The 21,139-nt window shown below is 72.4% G+C and carries 17 protein-coding genes and 2 tRNA genes; 4 read left to right on the top strand and 15 right to left on the bottom strand.

Features of this window, described 5'->3' with window-relative positions; genetic code table 11:
* Window positions 1-117: 117 nt before the first annotated feature.
* The 7 genes from IO33_RS0100640 to leuS all read right to left on the bottom strand — a co-directional run bounded on the left by IO33_RS0100640 (window position 118) and on the right by leuS (window position 10,093).
* Window positions 118-363, bottom strand: coding sequence for a hypothetical protein (locus IO33_RS0100640; protein WP_078963231.1), 246 nt, complete (start codon window positions 361-363; stop codon window positions 118-120).
* 41 nt (window positions 364-404) lie between these two features.
* Complete coding sequence (locus tag IO33_RS0100635; protein ID WP_031158777.1) at window positions 405-1,256, bottom strand: arylamine N-acetyltransferase family protein; 852 nt, start codon at window positions 1,254-1,256, stop codon at window positions 405-407.
* A 23-nt stretch (window positions 1,257-1,279) separates the two neighbouring features.
* Complete coding sequence (locus IO33_RS0100630) at window positions 1,280-4,042, bottom strand: ComEC/Rec2 family competence protein (protein ID WP_078963230.1); 2,763 nt, start codon at window positions 4,040-4,042, stop codon at window positions 1,280-1,282.
* Complete coding sequence (locus IO33_RS53980) at window positions 4,039-4,710, bottom strand: ComEA family DNA-binding protein (protein ID WP_390982296.1); 672 nt, start codon at window positions 4,708-4,710, stop codon at window positions 4,039-4,041. Before IO33_RS53980 ends, IO33_RS0100630 begins: the two co-directional genes overlap by 4 nt.
* Window positions 4,711-5,385: 675 nt before the next feature.
* Window positions 5,386-6,231: a DegV family protein gene (locus IO33_RS0100620; protein ID WP_031158770.1), complete on the bottom strand. Its 846-nt coding sequence runs from the start codon at window positions 6,229-6,231 to the stop codon at window positions 5,386-5,388.
* A gap of 70 nt (window positions 6,232-6,301) precedes the next feature.
* The gene (locus IO33_RS0100615; RefSeq protein ID WP_031158767.1) at window positions 6,302-7,051 is read right to left on the bottom strand and encodes a hypothetical protein; all 750 of its coding nucleotides are present in this window, start codon (window positions 7,049-7,051) and stop codon (window positions 6,302-6,304) included.
* Window positions 7,052-7,222: 171 nt separating this feature from the next.
* The gene (leuS, locus tag IO33_RS0100610) at window positions 7,223-10,093 is read right to left on the bottom strand and encodes a leucine--tRNA ligase (protein ID WP_031158765.1); all 2,871 of its coding nucleotides are present in this window, start codon (window positions 10,091-10,093) and stop codon (window positions 7,223-7,225) included.
* Between the two features lie 437 nt (window positions 10,094-10,530).
* Between leuS and IO33_RS0100605 the strand changes: the two genes are divergently transcribed.
* Window positions 10,531-11,808 (top strand): cytochrome b/b6 domain-containing protein, encoded by a 1,278-nt coding sequence (locus tag IO33_RS0100605; RefSeq protein WP_209438787.1) that lies wholly within the window; start codon window positions 10,531-10,533, stop codon window positions 11,806-11,808.
* A complete protein-coding gene (locus IO33_RS0100600) occupies window positions 11,805-13,415 on the top strand; it encodes an NADH-quinone oxidoreductase subunit NuoF family protein (protein ID WP_031158761.1) in 1,611 nt (536 codons plus the stop codon). The genes IO33_RS0100605 and IO33_RS0100600 overlap by 4 nt, the downstream gene beginning before the upstream one ends.
* Before the next feature lie 134 nt (window positions 13,416-13,549).
* Here the strand turns inward: IO33_RS0100600 and IO33_RS0100595 are convergent.
* Window positions 13,550-13,622: transfer RNA gene (locus tag IO33_RS0100595), tRNA-Ala, on the bottom strand.
* Window positions 13,623-13,739: 117 nt separating this feature from the next.
* On the opposite strand from IO33_RS0100595, the gene IO33_RS0100590 reads away from it, so the two are divergent.
* A complete protein-coding gene (locus IO33_RS0100590; RefSeq protein WP_031158759.1) occupies window positions 13,740-14,972 on the top strand; it encodes a glycosyltransferase 87 family protein in 1,233 nt (410 codons plus the stop codon).
* On the opposite strand, the gene IO33_RS46800 is transcribed toward IO33_RS0100590, so the two are convergent.
* The 3 genes from IO33_RS46800 to IO33_RS0100580 form a co-directional block, all read right to left on the bottom strand.
* Window positions 14,941-15,174: a hypothetical protein gene (locus IO33_RS46800; RefSeq protein WP_003976229.1), complete on the bottom strand. Its 234-nt coding sequence runs from the start codon at window positions 15,172-15,174 to the stop codon at window positions 14,941-14,943. The two genes, IO33_RS0100590 and IO33_RS46800, sit on opposite strands and share 32 nt — an antisense overlap.
* A 3-nt stretch (window positions 15,175-15,177) precedes the next feature.
* Window positions 15,178-15,351 (bottom strand): hypothetical protein, encoded by a 174-nt coding sequence (locus tag IO33_RS49100; protein ID WP_107069194.1) that lies wholly within the window; start codon window positions 15,349-15,351, stop codon window positions 15,178-15,180.
* Between the two features lie 69 nt (window positions 15,352-15,420).
* Window positions 15,421-16,767, bottom strand: coding sequence for an MFS transporter (locus tag IO33_RS0100580; protein WP_037684727.1), 1,347 nt, complete (start codon window positions 16,765-16,767; stop codon window positions 15,421-15,423).
* 321 nt (window positions 16,768-17,088) lie between these two features.
* Here IO33_RS0100580 and IO33_RS0100575 point away from each other — a divergent pair, with 321 nt between their 5' ends.
* A complete protein-coding gene (locus IO33_RS0100575) occupies window positions 17,089-18,000 on the top strand; it encodes a helix-turn-helix transcriptional regulator (protein WP_051926356.1) in 912 nt (303 codons plus the stop codon).
* Between the two features lie 53 nt (window positions 18,001-18,053).
* Here IO33_RS0100575 and IO33_RS0100570 read toward each other — a convergent pair.
* The 4 genes from IO33_RS0100570 to IO33_RS0100555 form a co-directional block, all read right to left on the bottom strand.
* Window positions 18,054-18,126: transfer RNA gene (locus tag IO33_RS0100570), tRNA-Ala, on the bottom strand.
* 90 nt (window positions 18,127-18,216) lie between these two features.
* On the bottom strand, window positions 18,217-18,885 hold the full coding sequence (locus tag IO33_RS0100565) for a histidine phosphatase family protein (protein WP_031158754.1): 669 nt from the start codon (window positions 18,883-18,885) through the stop codon (window positions 18,217-18,219).
* The gene (gene rsfS, locus IO33_RS0100560) at window positions 18,885-19,328 is read right to left on the bottom strand and encodes a ribosome silencing factor (protein ID WP_031158752.1); all 444 of its coding nucleotides are present in this window, start codon (window positions 19,326-19,328) and stop codon (window positions 18,885-18,887) included. The genes IO33_RS0100565 and rsfS overlap by 1 nt, the downstream gene beginning before the upstream one ends.
* 101 nt (window positions 19,329-19,429) lie before the next feature.
* Window positions 19,430-21,136 (bottom strand): LCP family protein, encoded by a 1,707-nt coding sequence (locus IO33_RS0100555; RefSeq protein ID WP_031158749.1) that lies wholly within the window; start codon window positions 21,134-21,136, stop codon window positions 19,430-19,432.
* Window positions 21,137-21,139: the final 3 nt, after the last annotated feature.

Here is a 21,139-nt window from a genome sequence, read left to right as displayed (position 1 = left end):
CTGCGGCTGCGGCCGACTCCCGGCTGCGGGCAGCGCGGGCCGGGCGCCGGGCGGCCCCGACGCGCCCCACCCCGGCCGGCCCGAACCCCGGCCACCGGCCACCGGCCACCGGCAGGACTACGGCTCCTCCCGCCACCCCTCCCACTCCCCCGCGAACGCGTCCAGCTCCACCGGATCCAGCCGCCGCTCCGCGTCCCGCAGGACCACCAGCCACTGCGCGTCCTCGGCATCGTCCTCGCCGGCCAGCGCATCCCGGACGAGCTGCGGCTCCTCGGCCAGCCCGAACCGCTCCCCGAGCGCCTCGGCCGCCTCCTCGGCGGCATCCCGGTCGGGCAGCACCAGCACGTGTCTCACATCGCTCACGGGCCCATTCTCCGACACCGCACGACAACCGAACCGCCAGGTCAGCCTCGGGCACCGTCAGAGGCTCGACTCCCGTCCCGCACCGTCGGCACGCAGTCCAGCTCGATCCCGAACCGCTCCCGGTACACCGTCAGCACCTCCTCGTCCGTCTCCAACTCCCGTGTCTCGCGCTTCCCGTCACCGGCCGTCGTCTTCAGCACACGCCCGCTGAGCGTGATCCTCCCTCCGTCCTCGGTGACCCTTGAGCAGACCAGCGACCGGGTGAAGTGCGACAGCGGCGAGGTCCTGTGCCACCAGGCCCCGGCCACGAAGTCCCCGAGCACCCGGGGCCGGGTCTCCAACCGGTACTGCGGGCTGCCGTCCCGTACGACGTCCAGGTCCCCGGCCCCCGCCGAGCCGCCACCGCGCGCCCCGGCCTCGTCCCGACCGGCCTCCACCACCCGGAACACACCACCCGGGTCGGCCTGCTCCGCGCGTTCCGCGTACCTCAGCGGGTAGTGGCTGTGGGCCCCGAACCCGACGTCCGCGAGCCACGTGTCCCCCTCCACGGTCCGCACCCGCAGGGCGAGATGGTCGTACGGGATGCCGAGCCGCCCCTCGTCGCCGTACACGCGGGCCGCGAGCAGTTCGACCTCGTAGCCGAGAGCGGCGAGCAACGCGCCGAACAGGCCGTTCAGTTCGTAGCAGAAGCCACCCCGCCCGCGTCCCGCCACCTTGTCCAGCAGCCGCTCCTCCTCCAGCGGGACCTCCTCGCCGAGGTGGATGGACAGGTTCTCGAAGGGAACGGTCCGCAGATGACACAGATGCAGCTCGCGCAGCGCCTCGCCGGTGGGCCGGTGCGGGCGCTCGGCACCGATCCGGCGGAGATAGTCGTCGACCTCGTGTGAGTCCATGGCCCCAGTCTGGGCGCGGCCGGTCAGTCTCTGGCCACCCGCACCTCCCCACCCGTCCCTCCCGTTCCGCCGACCGCGAGCTCTCCGTCCCGGTCGGTGCGCAGCACCAGCGCGCCGCCCGCCCGCAGCGCGGCCACGGTCGCCGGAGCCGGATGGCCGTACGGGTTGTCCGCGCCGCAGCTGATGAGCGCCACCCGGGGAGCCGCCAGCCGTATCAGCTCGGGGTCCTGATAGGCCGAGCCGTGATGGGCCACCTTCAGTACGTCCACACCGGCCAGCTCGGCCGCCACCGGTGACCGCGACAACGCCTGCTGGGCCGGCGGTTCGAGATCACCCAGCAGCAGGAGTCTCAGTCCGCCTGCACGGACCAGCATCGCGACGCTCGCGTCGTTCGGACCGTCCGGTGCGGGCACCGGGCCCGGCCATGCCGGGTATCCCGGGTCCGACGGCGGCCGTGTGCTCGGCGGGGGCCACAGGATCCGCCAGGAGAGCGGTCCGGTACGCCCTTCCTCGCCCGCGACGGCCCGCGTGAGCGGGATGTGCCGCGCCGCGGCCACCCTGGTGACGAACTCCGCCTGCTCAGGGGGCTCCTCGAAGCCGGTGGTCTCGATCGCGGCCACCGAACGGCCCCGCAGGACACCGGACAGTCCAGCCACATGGTCGGCATGGAAATGGGTCAGGACGAGCAGCGGGACGCGCGTGATGCCCAGCCGGCGCAGACAGTGGTCGACCAGCTCGGGATCGGGTCCGGCGTCCACGACCACCCCGGTCCCCTCGCCCGCCGCCAGTACGGTCGCGTCTCCCTGCCCTACATCGCACATCGCGAACCTCCAGCCCGGCGGCGGCCAACCGGTGATCACCCGGGTGAGGGGTGCCGGCCGCACCACCACCAGCACCAGCAGCACCGCGAGCAAGGCGGTCCACCACGGATGTCGCGGCAGCCGCCGGACGGCCAGGACGAAAGCAACGGTGACCGCCGCGAGCGCCAGCGCTCCGCGCCAGCTTCCCGGCCAGCCCACTCCCGCGCCGGGCAGCGCCGCCCCCGTCCGGGCCACCCCGGCGATCCACCCGGCCGGCCAACCCGCGCACCAGGCCAGCGCCTTGGCCGGCCCCATCGCCAGCGGCGCCCAGACGAGCGCCGCGAACCCCAGCACCGTGGCCGGCGCCACCGCCACCTCGGCCAGCAGGTTGCACGGCACCGCCACCAGGCTCACGCGCGCCGACAGCACCGCCGTGACCGGGGCGCACACCGCCTGTGCCGCGGCGGCCGCCGCCAGCGCCTCCGCGAGCCTCGGCGGCACCCGGCGCCGCCGCAAGGCCTCGCTCCAGCCCGGTGCCAGCACCAGCAGCGCGCCGGTGGCCAGCACGGAGAGCAGGAAGCCGTAGCTGCGGGCCAGCCAGGGGTCGTAGAGCACCAGCAGCAGGACGGCTGTGGCCAGTGCGGGGAGCAGTGATCTACGGCGCCCGGTGGCCAGGGCGAGCAGGGCCACCGCGCCGCAGACGGCGGCCCGCAGCACACTGGGGTCGGGCCGGCTCACGACCACGAACCCGAGCGTGAGCGCTCCGGCGAGCAGCGCGGTCCCCCGCAGCGAGAGCCCCAGGCGCGGGGCCAGACCCCGGCGCTCGGCCCGCTGGGCCAGGCCGGGCGGCCCGATCAGCAGCGCGAGCAGGATGGTGAGGTTGCTGCCGGAGACGGCGAGCGTGTGCGTCAGGTCCGTGTCCTTGAACGCCTCGTCCAGGACGGGCGTGATCCGTGAGGTGTCGCCGACGACCAGCCCCGGAAGGAGCGCCCGCGCGTCCTCCGGCAGATCGTCGGTCGCCTCCCGCAGCCCGGCCCTGAGCCGTCCCGCGAGCCGTTGCGGCCCGCTGGGGCCCGCCACGATCCGCGGCCCGGGCCGGCCGCGCACCCGCAGCACGGCCGCGGTCGGATCTGCGCCGGTCAGCGCCGGCGCCAGCCGACCGCCCACGCGCAACCGCGTGGAGGGCAACAAGCCGAGCCAGGCATCACGCGCACGCCGCGCGTCGCGGACCCCGGCTCCCGCCGTACCCCCCGCTGCCGCACCGCCGTTCCGAGCGGCACTGCCGTACGGCGCGGGGATGTCCGCGTCGACGACCAGCAGCACCGGGGTCCGCGTCCGCACGTTCGTCCCGTCGGTCCGCGCCACGCGCCGCACCTCCGCCCGGGCCAGTACCGCCACCGGCGCCGCGTGATCGCCGCGCACCCGCGGCCGGCTCAGCCAGGGATCGCCGCTCACCTCCACCTCGGCGGTCACGGTCGCGTACCGCCGGGCCAGTTCGGGCACAGGACCGCGGCGTACGTCTGCCCCGTGCAGCCCGGCAGCGGCGGCCGCCGCGGCGACGCAGAGCAGCACGGCGGCGATCGGGGCGCGGGCCCACCCGGACCGCTGGAGCGTCCGTGCTCCCTGCGCCATGCGTCCGGCCCGCCGGGTCGGCGAGGCCTCCGCGGGCCGTCCGGCCCGGCCGGAGCCGCACGCCGACAGCAGAACGATCCCGCCTGTCAGGCAGGCGATCGCGAGGACGGCTGTCCAGACCGCCGGTACGTCCAGCGTCACGGCCGCCGTGGCCCAGGCGGCGAGCGCGGGCGGCACCAGGCGCAGGTCCAGCGGCCCGGCCCGGTCGCCGTGCGCCGTCCCGTCCTCCTCACGGTCACGTACCCCGGCGTCCGCGGCCCCCCGGTCCTGCGGCCGCCGGCCTCCTCGCCCGGCATCCGCGAGCCCGCCGGGCCTTCCCCGTCCCGGCGGCCCGCCGTCGACCACTTGGCTCATGGCCGTACCAGATTCCGCAGATCGCCGAACCGGCGGTCGCCGATGCCGTTGACCTCGCGCAGCTCGTCCACCGAGCGGAAACCGCCGTGCTGGGTGCGGTATTCGATGATGTGCTGCGCGAGCACCGGACCGACTCCGGGCAAGCTGTCGAGCTGGTCCGCCGTGGCGGTGTTGAGGGAGACGGGCTGCGCAGGGCCCGCGCCCGCCGGTCCGCCGGCCGTCCCGGACGCCGGTCCGGGGCCCGGTCCGGGCGGTGCCGCCGCCCCGGTGGGCGCGCCGACGACGACCTGTTCGCCGTCGGCCAGGAACCGGGCCCGGTTGAGCCCCTCGGTGCTCACGCCCGGACGGACCCCGCCGGCCGCCCGCAGCGCGTCGGCCACCCGGGAACCGGCCGGCAACCGCCGGACCCCCGGCCTGCGGACCTTGCCGCTGACGTCCACGACGATCTGTCCGGCCGGCGTCTGCGACGCGTCCGCTCGCGCAGCGGGCTTCGCGGCATCTTCCCTGGTGGCGTAGGGAGTGTGCGCGCGCACCACTTGGGGGGCGCTCACGGACTCCGTCCGCCCGGCCCAGAAGTGCTGCACGGCGAACACCGCGGCGGCCACGAGGATCACGGAGAGCGCCACGACTCCGCGGCGCTCCACGGCGAACTGTGTCTGCAACCGCACCGGCAGCCGCTCCCGCAACGCCAGCCGGGCCCGCTCCCGCCGACCGGGACCGACACGCTCCGAGGGCGCCGACGGGCTCAAGGCGTCGGCGGGTTCGGCTTCCGGCGACGTACGTGGCGCCGGTGGCGCCGTCTGGTCCGCCGGCACAGCGTTCGGTGGCGTGACCGGGCGAGGTGCGGCCGTGGTCGGTGTCCTCGCCGGACTCGGGGCGGTGCCTGCCCTCGCCGGACCCGGAGCAGCCGCTGTCCTCGCCGGCTCCGGACCGTGCACCGGGTCCGCCGCCACCGTCTCGGCCGCCAAGGGCGCGGGATCTTCTCCGTCCGGGGGCCCGTTCCCCGACTCCCGCCACCGTACGGCCCGTTCGCCGAAGAGGAGCTCCGCGCGGCGGCGCAGTTCGTCGGCCGGTGCCGGCGCGCGACGGGAGCGGCGATGGTCGTGGCCACGGTGGTGGCGGACACGGCCGTCGGAGGTGGGCCCACGGCCGGGGCCGCTGGTCGGAGTGGCTGTGCGTGAACGTGATCGAAGTGCCATGCGAGGAGGATGGAACATCCCGCAGACTCGCGATGATCTTGGTCAATTCCCGGGGACGACGGCCCCGTTGTGGATAACTCCGCCACCCGTACGAGTGAAGGATCAGCCCGCGGGTGAGTGAAGGATCAGCCCGCGGGTGATGGATCAGCGGGGTGAGACCACCGCTCCCAGCAGCCCGGGGCCGGTGTGTGCCCCGATGACCGCCCCGACCTCGCTGACATGCAGGTCGGCCAGGCCCGGCACCCGTTCCCGCAGCCTGTCGGCGAGCGCGGCGGCACGGTCGGGGGCGGCGAGATGGTGGACGGCGATGTCGACCTCGGCGCTGCCCGCCCGGTCGGCGGCGATCTCCTCCAGCCGTGCGATGGCTTTGGACGCCGTACGGACCTTCTCGAGCATTTCGATGCGGCCGCCGTCGAGCTGGAGCAGCGGTTTGACGGCGAGCGCGGATCCGAGCAGAGCCTGTGCGGCTCCGATGCGACCGCCGCGGCGCAGATAGTCGAGGGTGTCGACGTAGAAGTATGCGGACGTGCCCGCGGCCCGCTTCTCGGCGGCCGTGACGGCCTCGTCCGCGGTGCCGCCGGCCTCCGCCGTCTCGGCCGCGGCGAGCGCGCAGAAGCCGAGGGCCATCGCGATCATCCCGGTGTCCACCACCCGTACCGGCACGGGTGCTTCGCGCGCCGCGAGGACCGCCGCGTCGTAGGTGCCGGACAGCTCGGCGGACAGGTGCAGGGAGACGATGGCACGCGCGCCGGACTCGGCGACCCTGCGGTAGGTCTCCGCGAACACCTGCGGGCTCGGCCGGGAGGTCGTGACCGGGCGGCGCTTCTGCAGCGCCTGGGCGAGCGAGCGTGTCGAGATCTCGGTGCCCTCTTCGAGCGCCCGGTCGCCGAGGACCACGGTCAGCGGCACCGCCGTGATGCCGTGACGCTCCATCGTCCGCGGCGGCAGGTAGGCCGTTGAATCGGTGACGATCGCGACATGGCGGGACATGAGCTGGAGGTTACCTGCCGTAGTGCTCGCGCGGCAGCCCGGCCCCTGCGAGGCGGGCCGGGACGGCCGCTCAGGTGGTGCTCTCGGGCCGGGGGCGCTTCTGCCAGGGGTACGCGGGGCGGGGCGATGGCGGGGGGATCGCCTGCGGCGCCTGCTCCTCGGCGGTGCGGGAGGTGCGCGAGCCGGCGTGCCTCCGCGCCGGGTCCTCCGCGGCGGACGGAGCCGTGGACGAAGCGGACGCGTCGGGCCGTTGACCGTGCGCGGGTGCGGGGCCGGCCGGGGTCCAGTGACGCAAGGCGTCGGCCTCGATGTCTATCTGGTCGCTGAGCGCTCCCAGATCGTCCTCGACGAAGCGGCGCGCCCGGTCGCGGACGGCCCAGCGCAGGGAGTCCGCGGACTTGGTGATGCGCTCGGTGCGGGCGCGCAGCTCGGGCAGCCGTGCGCTGAGCTCGGCCCGGTCCGGCTCCGACTCCAGGCGCCTGAGGTCGGCGTCCAGTTCGTGCCCGTGGGCGCTGAGCCGCTCGAAGAGGCCGAGGGACTCTTTCAACGACTCGTCCTCCGCCGCGCCCACGCGCAGCGCGTCCTGGGTGGCGCGCATGGAGGTGCGCAGCGCGAGCCGCAGTTGGGCGATCTCGGCGGCCGGGCCGGCCTGGACGAAGGACTTGGCACGCAGCGTGTGGTCCTCGACCGTGCGCCGGGCCTGCTCGATCGTCCGGTCCACGCCGCGTCTGGCGGCGCCGACCGCTTTGACCGTGGCGTAGGCGCCCAGGCCGACGAGGAGCAGGAAGAGCAGGGTGAACACGACGATCACTGCTTCCACGACGCTCCTCCTCCGGCCGGCGCGGCACTCGCCGCTGCGCTTTCCACGGTAAACGCATTGGGCAGGTTCGGAGTTCCAGAAAAACCCCGAACCTGCCCGTAGGGGACTACCCCGATACCGGTCTCACCGGCGTCCGGTCACCGGTTTCCCAGCCGTCCGGACCGGTGTCCGTCACGCCGGAACGATGTTCACCAGCTTGGGCGCCCGGACGATCACCTTGCGGATGCCCGCGCCGTCCAGCGCCGCGACGACCTTCTCGTCGGACAGGGCCACCTTCTCCAGCTCCTCCTCGGAGATGGCGGGCGGCACCTCCAGGCGGGCCTTGACCTTGCCCTTGATCTGCACGACGCAGGTCACGGTCTCGTCCACGACGTAGTCCGGGTCGGCGACCGGGAAGTCCTGGTGGACGACCGAGCCGGTGTGGCCCAGCCTGCGCCACAGTTCCTCGGCGACGTGCGGGGCCAGCGGGGCGACCAGCAGCACCAGCGGCTCGGCCACGGACCGCGGCACGGCGGTGCCGGCCTTGGTCAGGTGGTTGTTCAGCTCGGTGACCTTGGCGATGGCGGTGTTGAAGCGCAGGCCCTCCAGGTCCTGGCGGACGCCGTCGATCGCCTTGTGCAGGGCGCGCAGGGTGTCCTCGTCGGGCTCCGCGGCGGTGACGGTGACCTCGCCGGTCGTCTCGTCGACGATGTTGCGCCACAGCCGCTGCAGCAGCCGGAACTGGCCGACCACCGCGCGCGTGTCCCACGGGCGGGAGACGTCCAGCGGGCCCATGGCCATCTCGTACAGACGCAGGGTGTCGGCGCCGTACTCGGCGCAGATCTCGTCCGGGGTCACCGCGTTCTTCAGCGACTTGCCCATCTTGCCCAGCAGGCGGCTGACCTTCTCGCCCTGGTGGTAGTACGCGCCGTCGCGCTCCTCCACCTCGGCGGCCGGCACCGCGATGCCGCGGCTGTCCCGGTAGACGTAGGCCTGGATCATGCCCTGGTTGAACAGCTTGTGGAACGGCTCGGGCGACGAGACGTGGCCCAGGTCGAACAGGACCTTGGACCAGAAGCGCGCGTACAGCAGGTGCAGCACGGCGTGCTCGGCGCCGCCGACGTACAGGTCGACGCCGCCGTGCGGCTGGCCCTCGCGCGGCCCCATCCAGTACTGCTCGATCTCGGGGTCGACCAGCTGCCGGTCGTTGTGCGGGTCCAGGTAGCGGAACTCGTACCAGCAGGATCCCGCCCAGTTGGGCATCGTGTTGGTCTCGCGGCGGTACTTCTTCGGCCCGTCGCCCAGGTCCAGGGTGACGTTGACCCATTCCTCGTTGCGCGACAGCGGCGTCTCGGGCTGGGTGTCCGCGTCGTCGGGGTCGAAGGTGCGCGGGCTGTAGTCCTCGACCTCGGGCAGCTCCAGCGGCAGCATCGACTCGGGCAGCGCGTGGGCGATGCCGTCCTCGTCGTAGACGATCGGGAAGGGCTCGCCCCAGTAACGCTGGCGGCTGAACAGCCAGTCGCGCAGGCGGAAGTTGACGGTGCCCTCGCCGATCCCCTTCTCCTGCAGCCATGCGGTGATGCGGGCCTTGGCCTCGGCGACGCCCAGGCCGTTCAGCGAGATCTCGTCGTTGGCCGAGTCGATGATCTTCGCGTCGTACGACCCGAAGGCGTTCTCCCACGTCGAGGTGTCGGTGCCCCGGCCGTCGGTCGGCTCCACGATGCAGCGGATCGGCAGCTCGAAGGCGCGCGCGAACTCGAAGTCGCGCTGGTCGCCCGCAGGGACGGCCATGATCGCGCCGGTGCCGTAGCCCATCAGGACGTAGTCGGCGATGAAGACGGGGACCTGGTCGCCGTTGACCGGGTTGGTCGCGTACGCGCCGATGAAGACGCCGGTCTTGTCCTTGGCCTCGGCCTGCCGCTCGACGTCGGACTTGGAGGCGGCCTGCGCGCGGTAGGCGGCGACGGCCTCGGCCGGGGTGGCGTGTCCGCCGGTCCACACCGCGTGCGTGCCCTCGGGCCAGGCCTCGGGGGTGAACTTCTCGACCAGCGGGTGCTCGGGCGCCAGCACCATGTAGGTCGCGCCGAACAGGGTGTCCGGGCGGGTGGTGAAGACCGTGATGCGCTCGCCGTCGATCGGGAAGTCGACGCGGGCGCCCTCGCTGCGGCCGATCCAGTTGCGCTGCTGCAGCTTGATCGCCTCGGGCCAGTCCAGCTCCTCCAGGTCCTCCAGCAGCCGGTCGGCGTAGGCGGTGATGCGCATGTTCCACTGGCGCAGCTTGGCCTTGAAGACCGGGTAGTTGCCGCGCTCGGAGCGGCCGTCGGCGGTGACCTCCTCGTTGGCCAGCACCGTGCCCAGGCCCGGGCACCAGTTGACCGGCGCGTCGGAGGCGTAGGCCAGGCGGTACTCGCCCAGGACGTCGGCGCGCTCGCGGGCGCTCAGCTCGCTCCACGCGCGCGTGGTGCCCGGGATCGCGCGCTCACCGGACTCGAACCGGGCGATCAGCTCCGAGATCGGGCGGGCCTTGCGCGCCTCGTCGTCGTACCAGGAGTTGAAGATCTGCAGGAAGATCCACTGGGTCCACTTGTAGTAGTCCGGGTCGATCGTGGCGAAGGACCGGCGCTTGTCGTGGCCCAGGCCCAGGCGGCGCAGCTGGGCCTTCATGTTCTCGATGTTGGCCTCGGTGGACACGCGCGGGTGCGTGCCGGTCTGCACGGCGTACTGCTCGGCGGGCAGGCCGAAGGCGTCGAAGCCCAGGGTGTGCAGGACGTTGTGGCCGGTCATGCGCTGGAACCGGGCGAAGACGTCGGTGGCGATGTAGCCCAGCGGGTGGCCGACGTGCAGGCCCGCACCGGAAGGGTACGGGAACATGTCCATGATGAACTTCTTGGGCTTGGCGACCAGCTGCGGGTCGCCGGCCAGGTCACCCTTGGGGTTCGGCGCCGCGTAGGTGCCGTCGGCGTCCCAGAAGTCCTGCCAGCGTGCCTCGATCTCGGCTGCCATGGCGGCCGTGTAGCGGTGCGGCGCGGCCACCTCGGCGGCAGCGGGGTTCGTCTCGCTCATGATCCTCAAAGCTCCATCGATCGTCTCTGCCAGCGGCTGTGACTTCCAAAGAAACGAAAAAACCCCTCGCACAGGAGGGGAAGCCGCGCCGATGCCGACCTCGCGGTTCGACCGGGGTCGGTACTGATCAGCGCGGCCCGCTAAGCAGAAGGCGTACGGCACGCATGGCGCTAGGGTACCGCAGGCCCTGAGCAAGCCGCGACGGCCTTGAGCAAGCCGCGACGCGCTTCCGTATCCCTAGTGGACATGCCAGGAAGCCCCACCGGAACTGAACCAAGGTCAAGGAATACTTCGCGTACCGTCCGCTACGGGACACCGTCCCAGTCACATCGTCCGTTGATAACAACGCAATAACTCAAACCCCGTACTGATCGGTATGGCGCCACTTAGAGTTCGGCAGCGGGACCGCTTTCCCGAAACTGCTCGGAGTTGCCCCCATGAACCCTCGTCGTAGTACCCGCTCCCTCCCCAAGCCGGGCCGCTCGGCCTATGGGGTGGCATCGGCTGTCGTCCTGCTGCTCATACCCGTGGTCGTGCTGGTCGGAGGCAACCAGTTCCGCGACTTCCTGAACTTCGGCGCGGGCGTGCTCTCCCTCGTCTCGCTGAGCTGCTCGGTGATCTGGGGCCTGTTCGCCCAGGACCGGATCTTCCTCAACACACGGCAGCGGATCGTCGGCCAGGCGGTGCACCGGACGACGGCGGTCGCCTCGATCGCGTTCCTGCTGCTGCACATCACCACGAAGGTCGCGCTCGGCCACACCCAGCTGATCGCCGCGATCATCCCGTTCTCGCTCGGCGTCACGGGGATCGGCGGCCTGATCGGGCTGGGCTCGCTGGCCGGCCTGCTGATGATCTTCGTGGGTGTCACCGGCGCCCTGCGCAGCAACTTCGCCACCCCGGCCCCGGTCGCCGCCCGCTGGCGCGCCATGCACATGCTGGCCTACCCGGCCTGGTGCGCGGCGCTGGTCCACGGCCTCTACGCGGGTCGCTCGGCCAAGCCGGTCTTCGTGATCCTCTACAGCCTGTCCCTGCTGGGCGTGATGGGCGCCCTCGCGCTGCGCGCCGCCCCGCGCCCCGTCAAGCGCAGGGTCGCCGACCGGATGGTGGCACTGTTCGGCAGCTCCGAACGGCCAGGCCTGGAGGAGCTGGACGCCAGCCGTTCCCGGGCGGCCGAGCCGGCGCCCGCGGGCTTCGAGGGCCGACGCGAGCCCAGGGCCGCAGCCGCCCCTTCCTCGCCGCTCTACCAGTCCCCCGTCGCTCCCGCCGCGGAACCCGCGTCGGGCTTCGCCGCCGCCTATCGCGCCGTCTCCGCGCCGGGGCGCACCCGACAGTCGTACGCGGCCGGCCAGGGCGCCCGCATGGACCTGCCGATGGACCTGCAGCCCACCGAGGCCGTCCCGCGCGTGGACGGCCCCTCCAGCACATCGGGCAGCTGGCCGGTCCCGTCCCCGCCGCCGGTCGGCGAGGCCCCGCGGTCCGTGTACGACCCGCTCCAGGACACCGGGCAGACCATCCCGGTCTACGGCAATGCGGACGCCGCCGGTTACGGCGGAAGTGACATGTACGACACCCGTGAGACAAACGGCTTCTACGGCGCGTACAACCCGAGTGACACGTACAACAGCGGTCCCGCTACCGAAACGCTGCCCGGTGCGTCGTACGACGCACCGGGTTCGGGCGAACCTTGGAACATGCCGTCCGGAGGCTTTAAGTGAACGAGGCCCTGCCCGACGTCCCCGAAGTCCGCGTGGTCGGCCTTCCCCAGCTCACGTCGGGCTTCGACCTTGTGGAACGACTCGACCTGCCCATGCACCTGAAGGTGCACGGGCCGCTCGACCCGCTCGGCGGCGAGCAGCTCGCGCAGCTCGCCGAACGCATCAACCTCAAGGGCCGCGGTGGCGCGGGCTTCCCCTTCCACAAGAAGCTGCGCTCGGTCGCCGAGTCGGCGATCAAGCGCGGCGTGCGCCCGGTCGTGGTGGTCAACGGCAGCGAGGACGAACCGGCCTGCCGCAAGGACACGGTGCTGATCAACCGCGCCCCGCACCTGATCCTGGACGGCGCGCTGCTGTGCGCCGAGGCGCTCGGCGCACGGACGCTCGTGATCGGCGTCACGCGCGAGTCCACGCAGCGCTCCATGGAGGCCGCGCTCGCCGAACGCGGGCTGAGCAACAGCCGTAGATCGGCGCTACGCGCGTGGGTGCAGCGCAATCCCGTGAGGATGGTCACCGGGGCCGCCGCCTCGCTGATCCGCTCGATCGACGGCGGTCCGGCGATCCCCCCCGGCCGCAAGATCAGCGCCTCGCAGACCGGCGTGGGCGGCGCGCCCACACTGCTGTCGAACGCGGAGACGTTCGCCCAGCTGGCCATCGCGGCCCGCATCGGTCCCGAGCGCTACGGCAACACCGGCCTGTACGACGAACCCGGCACCGTCATGCTCACGGTCTCCGGTGCGGTCGCGCGCCCGATGGTGCTCGAGGTCCCCACGGGCGTGCCGCTGCGCTACGTGCTGCAGCTGGCGGGCGCCCCGCCGGTACCGCAGGGCGTGCTGACCGGTGGCTACCACGGCAAGTGGATCGACGCGGCGACCGTCAACGAGGCGATCGTCTCCCGCAACTCGCTGGACGCGGTGGGCGGTTCGCTCGGCGCGGGCGCGATCCTGCCGATCAGCCAGGAGACCTGTCCGCTGGGCGAGTCGCTGCGGGTGGCGCAGTGGCTGGCCGAGGAGAGCGCCGGCCAGTGCGGCCCCTGCTATCTCGGACTGCCCGCCGCCGCGCGCGGGATGGAGGACATCCTGAACGGCGGCGGTCCGGCCGCCCTGGAGGCGCTGAAGCAGGTCGCGAAGAACGTCAAGCGACGCGGCGCCTGTTCGCATCCGGACGGCTCGGCGATGTTCCTGGAGTCGACCATCAAGGCGTTCACCGACGACCTGGCCGCCCATGTGCTCGGAAACGGCTGCGGACGGCCCGTGGAGGGCGTTCTGCCGCTCTTCGAGGGCGGCAGGGCCCCTGCGGGCATCCCGGGCGGCGGAGAGCCCGAGGAGACCGGTTCCAGCCGCCAGAAGATCTATGTCGACTGGACGCTGTGCCGGGGCCACGGACTGTGCGCCGACATCCTCCCCGAGGTGTTCGAACTCGGCGCCGACGGTTTCCCGACCGTCGCCCAGGCGCAGGTGCCCCGGTACGCGGAGGCGAAGGCGCTGCGCGCGGTGCGCCGCTGTCCGGCACTCGCCCTGCGCATCGAGGAGGACACGCGCGGGCAGGCGCCCTCCCGGAACCTGCCGGTCGTCTCCCAGGGCCGCGGCCGGCGCGCGCTCGGCCGCTGAGCGCGCGAAAGGGGCGGGTCACCCGAGCCGGGTGCCCCCCCCTTTCGCGCGACCGGCCGTCCTTCGACGCGCGCCGCCTTTGCGCAACACGCCGAAGGCGGACCATCCATCGGATGATCCGCCTTCGATTTCTGTGGAGCTAAGGAGAATTGAACTCCTGACCTCCTGCATGCCATGCAGGCGCTCTACCAACTGAGCTATAGCCCCTTGTTTTGTTTTGTTTCGCCCGGTTCCCCCGGCGACGTCGTAAACATTACAGGCCCGGGGACGCAGCGCCAAATCGGTTTCAGGCCTGCGCCGATACGACCGCTAATGTCTGCTTTCGTGACCGTGATCGCGCCGTCAGCAGCCCACCGCCGTACGCCGGTCGCGCTGGGGGTGTGCCTGGCGTCCTTCACGGCGTTCTGCGCCGCTCAGCGGGCCGCGCACGTGTCGATGATCGACCTGATGGTGTACCGGGCCGAGGGCGCCACCGTGCGCGCCGGCGGCGACCTGTACGCGCTTCGCGCGACGGCCGCGCACCTGCCCACCACCTACCCGCCGTTCGCGGCACTGCTCTTCACCCCGCTGACCCTGCTCGACACCGCGCCCCTGCGGCTCCTGGCGACCGCCGGGAACCTCGCGCTCCTGGTGGTCTTCGTACGGCTGTCGCTGCGACTCGTCGGCCACGCGCGCGTGGACACCGTCTGGTGGGTCGCGGCACCGGCCGTGTGGTGCGAGCCGGTGTGGACGACCCTGCGCTACGGCCAGGTCAACCTGTTGCTGGCCGTCCTGGTGCTGTGGGACCTGTCCCGCCGCCGCGCCGGCCGGCACGACCGCCTGGCGGGAGCGGGGCTGGGGATGGCCGCGGCGGTCAAGTTGACGCCCGCATTGTTCCCGGTGTTCCTGCTCGTGACAGGTGTCGTGGCACGCCTGCGGGGCAGGGACGCCGGGCCGTGGCTGGGGCACGCGCGCGGGGCGGGCGTCGCGTTCGCCGGGGCGACGCTGCTGGCGGCGGCCGTCCTGCCGTACGACTCGTGGCGGTTCTGGACGGACGTAATGTTCCGCGTGGGCCGGGTGGGGCATGCCGAGGACACCGCCGACCAGGCCCTGCGCGGCGTCCTGGCCCGCGTTCTGCACACGCCCGACCCGGGAGCGCCCTGGGTGGCCGCGGCGGCCGTCGCGGCCGTCCTGGGCCTCGCGGCCGCCGTGGCGGCGGAGTTGCGGGGGCGGCGGGACTGGGCGGTGTGCGCGTGCGCCGTCACCGCTCTGCTGATCAGCCCGGTGTCATGGACGCACCACTGGGTGTGGTGCGTACCCCTCGTGCTGCTGCTGTGGTCGCACGGGCCCAGGCCCGCGGCCCTGGGCACGCTGCTGGTCTTCTGCTCGTACGCCCCCTGGTGGGTGCCACACGGCACCCGGCGCCCGGAACTGCACCAGAACATCCCGGAGTTGACGCTTTCGGCCCTCTACGCGGGAGCCGGCGTGCTCTTCCTCGTGCTGACGCGGACATCGTTGCCGCGGCGCGGCAGCGGTGCGGGCGGCGTCAAGCCGTCACAAAGGAATAGAACCGCTTGAGTGTGCAGTGCTCCTCAAGGAGGCGGCCGTAGATCGGCTCACCCTCCAGTTCCCGGTACGTCTCGATCGGGTCGCCTTTTATGATCAGCGCCCGCGCGCATTCCTCGCACCAGTACTGGTAGTCGGGATTGACCGGTTCCATGTCTCGGACGATCGGGGTACCGCTCCCGCACCAGTCGCACTTTCGCCTGTGTGCACCCATCGATCAGCTCCAGCTGTGGCCGCAGGCCGTGCACACGTAGGAGATCCCGCCGTTGTCGCCGAGAACCTGGGCGACATGCGCGGAACCACAGGAAGGGCAGCTCAGCAGCGTTGTCGTGTTCCGTATCAACGCCGCACCGAGGAGGTGGCCGACCTCCTCAAGGATGCTCGCAGGCATCGCTACTCCCTCCCGTCGGGCCGCGCCCCCTTCCGGCCGTTTGATTCTGCCACGGCCGGAGCAATACGGTCAGCGACGCCTCAGTACCAGTCCGGACACAGCCCCCGCCGCGGCCGTCGCGGCCAGCGCCCAGGCACACACCGAGAACGCCTCCGCAGAGCTATACGAGCGCACGGCGCCGAGTGACTCAAGGCGGTTCAGGAACAGTGTGCCGAAGGAGGCCACGCCGATCAGCTGGCCGAGCTGGGCGACCGTCGCCAGCAGGCCGCTGGCGTCCGCCGCGTCCTCGGGCCGCACGGTGGCGAGCGCGCCGGTGAGCGTCGGACTGAAGGCGAGCGCGAGCCCGGCGCCCACGCCGGCGTATCCGGCGTACAGGACCGCTCCCCCGTCGCCGCCCGTGTGGAAGGCCACCCCCACGACGGCCACGGACACCGCGGTCAGCGCGAACCCGGCGGGGGTCAGCACGCGCCGCAGGCCCGCGGGCCACCTTCGCCAGGTCACGCTGACGGCCCCGAAGACGGCGGCGGTCGGGGCGAAGCCCAGGCCGGCCCGCAGCGCGCTGTAGCCGAGGCCGCCCTGGACATGCAGGGTCAGGGCGAACAGGAAGCCGGCGTTGACCGACATCACGGCGAGGATGCGGAAGACGGCCAGGCCCATCCCGGGATGGCGCAGCACCCGGGGTGCGATCAGCGGGGCGCCACCGCGCCGGGCCAGCCGCGACTCGTATCCGCAGAACAGCCCGAACAGCAGCGCGGCTCCGGCCAGCGACAGCCAGGACCACACCGGCCAGTCCTCCTGCTGCCCGAGCACCAGCGGCACCGTCAGCATCGACACGGACGCGCCCAGCAGCACCAGTCCGGGCAGGTCGAGCGCGCGGGACCGCCCCTTTCCGCTCGCGCCGCCCAGCGGCAGCACGCGGCGTCCCAGTACCAGCAGCAGGACGCCCACCGGCACGTTGACCAGGAACACCGGCCGCCAGCCCGTGCCGAAGAGATCGGCGCTGACCAGCACGCCGCCCGCGATCTGCCCGGCGGCCGCGCCGACGGCGAGGACCGCCGAATAGGCGCCGAGCGCCCGGGCCCGCGCCTCGCCGGTGAACGTGCGCTGGATCAGGCTGAGCACCTGCGGGATGGCCGACGCCGCACCGGCCCCCTGCACCAGACGGAAGACGATCAGTTGGGTCGCCCCCTGCGCCAGGCCGCAGGCGAGCGAGGCCGCGGTGAACAGGGCGACGCCGGCGAGATGCACCCGGCCGTGGCCGAGGCGGTCGCCGAGCCGGGCACCGGTGATCATCAGAACGGAGTAGGAGATGGTGTAACCGGCGATGACCAGCTGCAGATCGGCGCCTGTCGCATGGAGTTCGGCACCGATGGTGGGGGCGGCGACGTTCACGATGAAGACGTCGAGGGCCGCCATGAACAGGGCGGTGAGCAGGACCGCGAGGAGCAGCCGGGGCCGGTTGTCAGTGCCGGGTGCTTCACTGTCGGTGACGGATGATTCCGCGCTGTCCGCGGTGGCGAGGTCACTGTCAGTGGCGGATGGTTCACTGATCTCAGGGTGGGGAGCGGGCCCGGTGCCCGGTCCGGACCGGGATGTCGTCGTCATGGCGTCGAGCCTGACGACGAGCCGGTACCGGTGCCGAGTGCCCGGTGATGCTGGTACTGCCAGCACCTGGCAGTACCGGGCCCGGCTGCCGACGATGGAAGACGGGGACGACGGGGGGGCTTGACGATGGCGATGGAGCCGACGGACACGACGAGGGTGGCGCGGGCGCCGAGCACGCAGCGGCGCAGGCCGGAGCTGGCCGTCTTTCTGCGGAGCAGGCGGGCGCGGGTGACACCGGCGGACGTGGGGATGCCGCCGGGCCTGCGCCGGCGCACGCCCGGGCTGCGCCGGGAGGAGGTCGCCCAGCTCTCCGGCGTGGGCGTGACCTGGTACACGTGGCTGGAGCAGGGCCGGCCGATCAACGCCTCGCCGCAGGTGCTGGACGCGGTCGCGCGCACGCTGCGGCTGGACGCGCCGGAGCGGGAGCATCTGTACCGCCTGGCGGAAGTGCCGTTCGAGGCGGCGGCGCAGGGTCTGCCCCGCCGGGTCGCCCCGCAGGTGCAGGACGTCATCGACGCCCTCGACCCGCTGCTGGCCGTGGTCTACAACGCGCGTTACGACGTCCTGGCCGCGAACCCGGCCTACCGCGACCTGTTCACGGTGCCGGAGGCCGGCGCGATCGGCGCGCCGAACGTGTTGTGGACGCTGTTCACGCTGCCGGAGGAGACGTGCCCGGTGGTGCACCGGGAGCATGAGCTGCCGGTGATGGTGGCGACGCTGCGGTCGGCGTACGGCCGGCACGTGGGCGAGCGGGCCTGGGAGGACTACATACGCGCGCTGTCGGCGGCGAGCCCCTGGTTCGCGAGACTCTGGGCGAGCGGTGAGGTGACACCGCCGGGCCCTCGGGTGAAGACGTTCCGTCACGCGGCGGTGGGTGACATGCGGCTGTCCTCGCAGTCGCTGTCCATCGACGGGATGCCCGAGTGCCGGATCGTGGTCTACACACCGGAGGACGAGAGGTCACGCGCGAAGGTCGCGGCGCTGCGGGAGCGAAGAGAGCGGCTGTGGCCCCCGACCCTGACAACAGAAAATCCCGCCCCCTGAGGGGACGGGATCCTCATCACCGATCTTTGACAACTCAACAGAGTGTCGATCTGTGGAGCTAAGGAGAATTGAACTCCTGACCTCCTGCATGCCATGCAGGCGCTCTACCAACTGAGCTATAGCCCCTTGTCTTCCCGCTCGGCGGGCCGAACAAGAAGAACTTTAGCCTGTGACCTGCCAGAAAGTGAAATCCGGGGTCCGCGAGCCTGCGACGGCTCAGTCGTCGTCGCCGAGGACGGGCTCCGGGAGGGTGCCCGCGTTGTGCTCCAGCAGGCGCCAGCCGCGGGCGCCCTCACCGAGCACGGACCAACAGCAGTTGGAGAGGCCGCCGAGGCTCTCCCAGTGCCCGGCCTCCAGACCGAGGAGCCGGCCGATGGTGGTGCGGATGGTGCCACCGTGACTGACGACGACCAGGGTGCCGTCCTCGGGGAGCTTCTCGGCGTGCCCCAGCACGACGGGTGCGGCACGGTCGGCGACCTCGGTCTCCAGTTCGCCGCCGCCGCGGCGGACCGCCTCACCGCGCTTCCAGGCGGCGTACTCCTCGCCGTAGCGGGCGATGATCTCCTCGTGCGTCAGTCCCTGCCAGACGCCCGCGTAGGTCTCGCGGAGGGCTTCCTCGCGGGTGATGTCGAGGCCGGTGAGGGTGGCCAGCTCGACGGCCGTGTTCGCCGCCCGCTGCAGGTCCGAGGAGATGATCGCGTCGGGGCCCAGGGAGGCCAGCAGCCGGGCGGCGCGACGGGCCTGGCCGATGCCGGTCTCGGTCAGCGCGACGTCGGTGCTGCCCTGGAAGCGGCGCTCGACGTTCCAGGCGGTCTGACCGTGCCGCCACAGGATGATGCGGCGGCCGCGGCTCCTGCGGTCGGACACCTCTCCGGTGGCGTTCATCACCACTCCCCGCCGGGTTCCTGCTCGCCCTCGGCAGCCTGCAGCTTGGCGTGCTCCTCGGCCTTGCCGCGGGTGGCCTTGGCGTCGGCGGGCAGCTCCAGTTCGGGGCAGTCCTTCCACAGCCGCTCCAGAGCGTAGAAGACCCGCTCCTCGCTGTGCTGGACGTGGACGACGATGTCGACGTAGTCGAGCAGGATCCAGCGGGAGTCGCGGTCGCCCTCGCGGCGCACCGGCTTGGCGCCGAGTTCCTTCTGCAGGCGCTCCTCGATCTCGTCGACGATGGCCTTGACCTGGCGGTCGTTCGGCGCGGAAGCCAGCAGGAAGGCGTCCGTGATCGACAGCACATCGCTGACGTCGTAGGCGATGACGTCGTGGGCGAGCTTGTCGGCCGCTGCCTGGGCGGCGGTGTGGATGAGCTCAAGGGAACGGTCGGTGGCGGTCACTACGAAGCTTTCGGTCGGCGGTCGCTGGACCTCAAGGGTCTCACGGACCGCCCGGCGCACCCCACGCGATTACGGTGGCACGTGGGGTGCGGGGGGCCGGGTCAGGACGCGGCGGGCCGGTAGTCCTGGCCGAGGACGACCGAGACGTCGGCGCCCGAGGAGACGGTTCCCTTGGTCACGGAGCCGGCGGACAGGCCGAGGGTCTTGGCGACCTGTGCGGCGTCCGCCTGGTGGGAGGCGTCCGAGTAGACCACCTTCGAGGCGGTCTGGGCGCCGGAGGCCGCGCCGCCCTCCAGGAAGGTGAAGCCGCCGTTGAGGAGGACCACGCGGGCCTTCTCGGTGTCGTCCTTCACACCGGTGGCATTCTGCACCGAGACCCGGACCGCGGAGCCGGCGTCGGGGCTCTTGGCGGTGCCGCCGAGGATGTTCTTCACCACGCTGTCGCTGGTCTGCGCGGTCAGGGTGCCGTCGGCCTGCACGGGCAGCAGGGCGGTCTTGTAGTCGCCGCTCTTGGCGAGGTCGGCGAGCCTGGCGAGGAAGGTGCCGAGGTCCTTGTCGGTAAGCGGCGGATCGAGGATCTGCGCGAGCGTCTGCACGGTGGTGGTGGCCGCCGACGGGTCGGAGGACAGCTTGCGCAGTACGCCCTGCATGACCTGGCCGAACCGCTCCAGCTGGACGTTCTGGGACTCGCCGGCGGCGCGGTAGGTGGCGTAGGCGACGGCCATCTTGCCGCTGAGGGTCTGGGCGCTGCCCTTGTGGACGAGCGGCTCGGCGCCCTTCTTCTTGGCGTCCGGGTCGGGCACGTCCGTGTTGGTGTCGAGGTCGATGTTGCCGACCAGGTCGACGAGGTTCTGCAGGTAGGGGGTGTCGAGGCGCCAGGTGCCCTGGATGTTGGTGCCGAGGACGGTGTCGAGCTGGTCGCGGGTGCCGGAGGCGCCATCGCCGTCGACCGACTTCGCGAGGGTCGTGGTGGAGCCGTCGTCGTCGCTCAGGGCCAGGGAGTTGGGCAGCAGTACGGTGCTGCCCTGCTGGGTGGTGGTGTTGTCCACCAGCAGCGCCGTGGAGGTGCCGCCCTTGCCGGTGTTGTGCAGGTGGACGACGATCACGTCGCGTTTCTGGGCACTGACGGGCGTGGCCGCGCCGGGCTTGGAGCCGGAGGAGGACAGGCCGGGCAGCTTTCCGGCGTACCAGAGGTAGCCGACGCCGCCGACGGCGACGAGGGCGAGGACCACGAGGAGGGCGATGATGCGGCTGCGGGCGCGGCGGCGGGCCTCCTCGCGGCGCTCGGTGCGGTTCTCGGTGAACTTCAGCCAGTCGATGACGTCCTCGGAGTCACCGTCCGGCTCCTCGACGAACGCGAACTGCTCGGTGTGGTAGTCCGGTTCCTCCTCGTCCCGCGGCTCCTCGGGCTGTGCCGGGGCGTGCGGGTGCTCCGCCGGGCCGGCCTGCTGCGGGATGTAGGCGGTCTGCTCGGTGCCCCGGGGCTGCTGTCCGCTGCCCGCGGGCTGCCCGTAGGGGTCGTAGCCGCCGCCGTGCTGGGTGCCGGCGCCGTAGGGGGCCTGGGAGCCGTACGGGTCGTACGCCGGCGCGGGCCGGCCGGAGTCGTACGAGGGCACCGGCGGCTGCTGGCCGGTGGCGTACGGGTCGTATCCGTAGCCCTGCTGCTGGGTGTACGGGTCGTAGGTCGCCTGCTGGGCCTGCTGTGCCGGGACCTGCCGGTACACGGGCTGGCCGTACTCGTCGTAGCCCACGAGTTCGTACGGGCCGGCGCCGTAGCCACCGTCACCCGCGTCGTATCGGTCGTTCACCGG

It is taken from the genome of Streptomyces durhamensis (assembly GCF_000725475.1).
Classification (GTDB): Bacteria; Actinomycetota; Actinomycetes; order Streptomycetales; family Streptomycetaceae; genus Streptomyces; species Streptomyces filipinensis.
This window is presented reverse-complemented; position numbering and strand designations above follow the sequence as displayed.

Coding starts and splice junctions, on each gene's coding strand:
- IO33_RS0100575 (WP_051926356.1), top strand. CDS start 17,089: ATGGAGCCGACGGACACGACGAGGGTGGCGCGGGCGCCGAGCACGCAG.
- IO33_RS0100635 (WP_031158777.1), bottom strand. CDS start 1,256: ATGGACTCACACGAGGTCGACGACTATCTCCGCCGGATCGGTGCCGAG.
- IO33_RS0100605 (WP_209438787.1), top strand. CDS start 10,531: ATGAACCCTCGTCGTAGTACCCGCTCCCTCCCCAAGCCGGGCCGCTCG.
- IO33_RS0100630 (WP_078963230.1), bottom strand. CDS start 4,042: ATGAGCCAAGTGGTCGACGGCGGGCCGCCGGGACGGGGAAGGCCCGGC.
- leuS (WP_031158765.1), bottom strand. CDS start 10,093: ATGAGCGAGACGAACCCCGCTGCCGCCGAGGTGGCCGCGCCGCACCGC.
- IO33_RS46800 (WP_003976229.1), bottom strand. CDS start 15,174: ATGGGTGCACACAGGCGAAAGTGCGACTGGTGCGGGAGCGGTACCCCG.
- IO33_RS0100580 (WP_037684727.1), bottom strand. CDS start 16,767: ATGGCGGCCCTCGACGTCTTCATCGTGAACGTCGCCGCCCCCACCATC.
- IO33_RS49100 (WP_107069194.1), bottom strand. CDS start 15,351: ATGCCTGCGAGCATCCTTGAGGAGGTCGGCCACCTCCTCGGTGCGGCG.
- IO33_RS0100565 (WP_031158754.1), bottom strand. CDS start 18,885: ATGAACGCCACCGGAGAGGTGTCCGACCGCAGGAGCCGCGGCCGCCGC.
- IO33_RS0100620 (WP_031158770.1), bottom strand. CDS start 6,231: ATGTCCCGCCATGTCGCGATCGTCACCGATTCAACGGCCTACCTGCCG.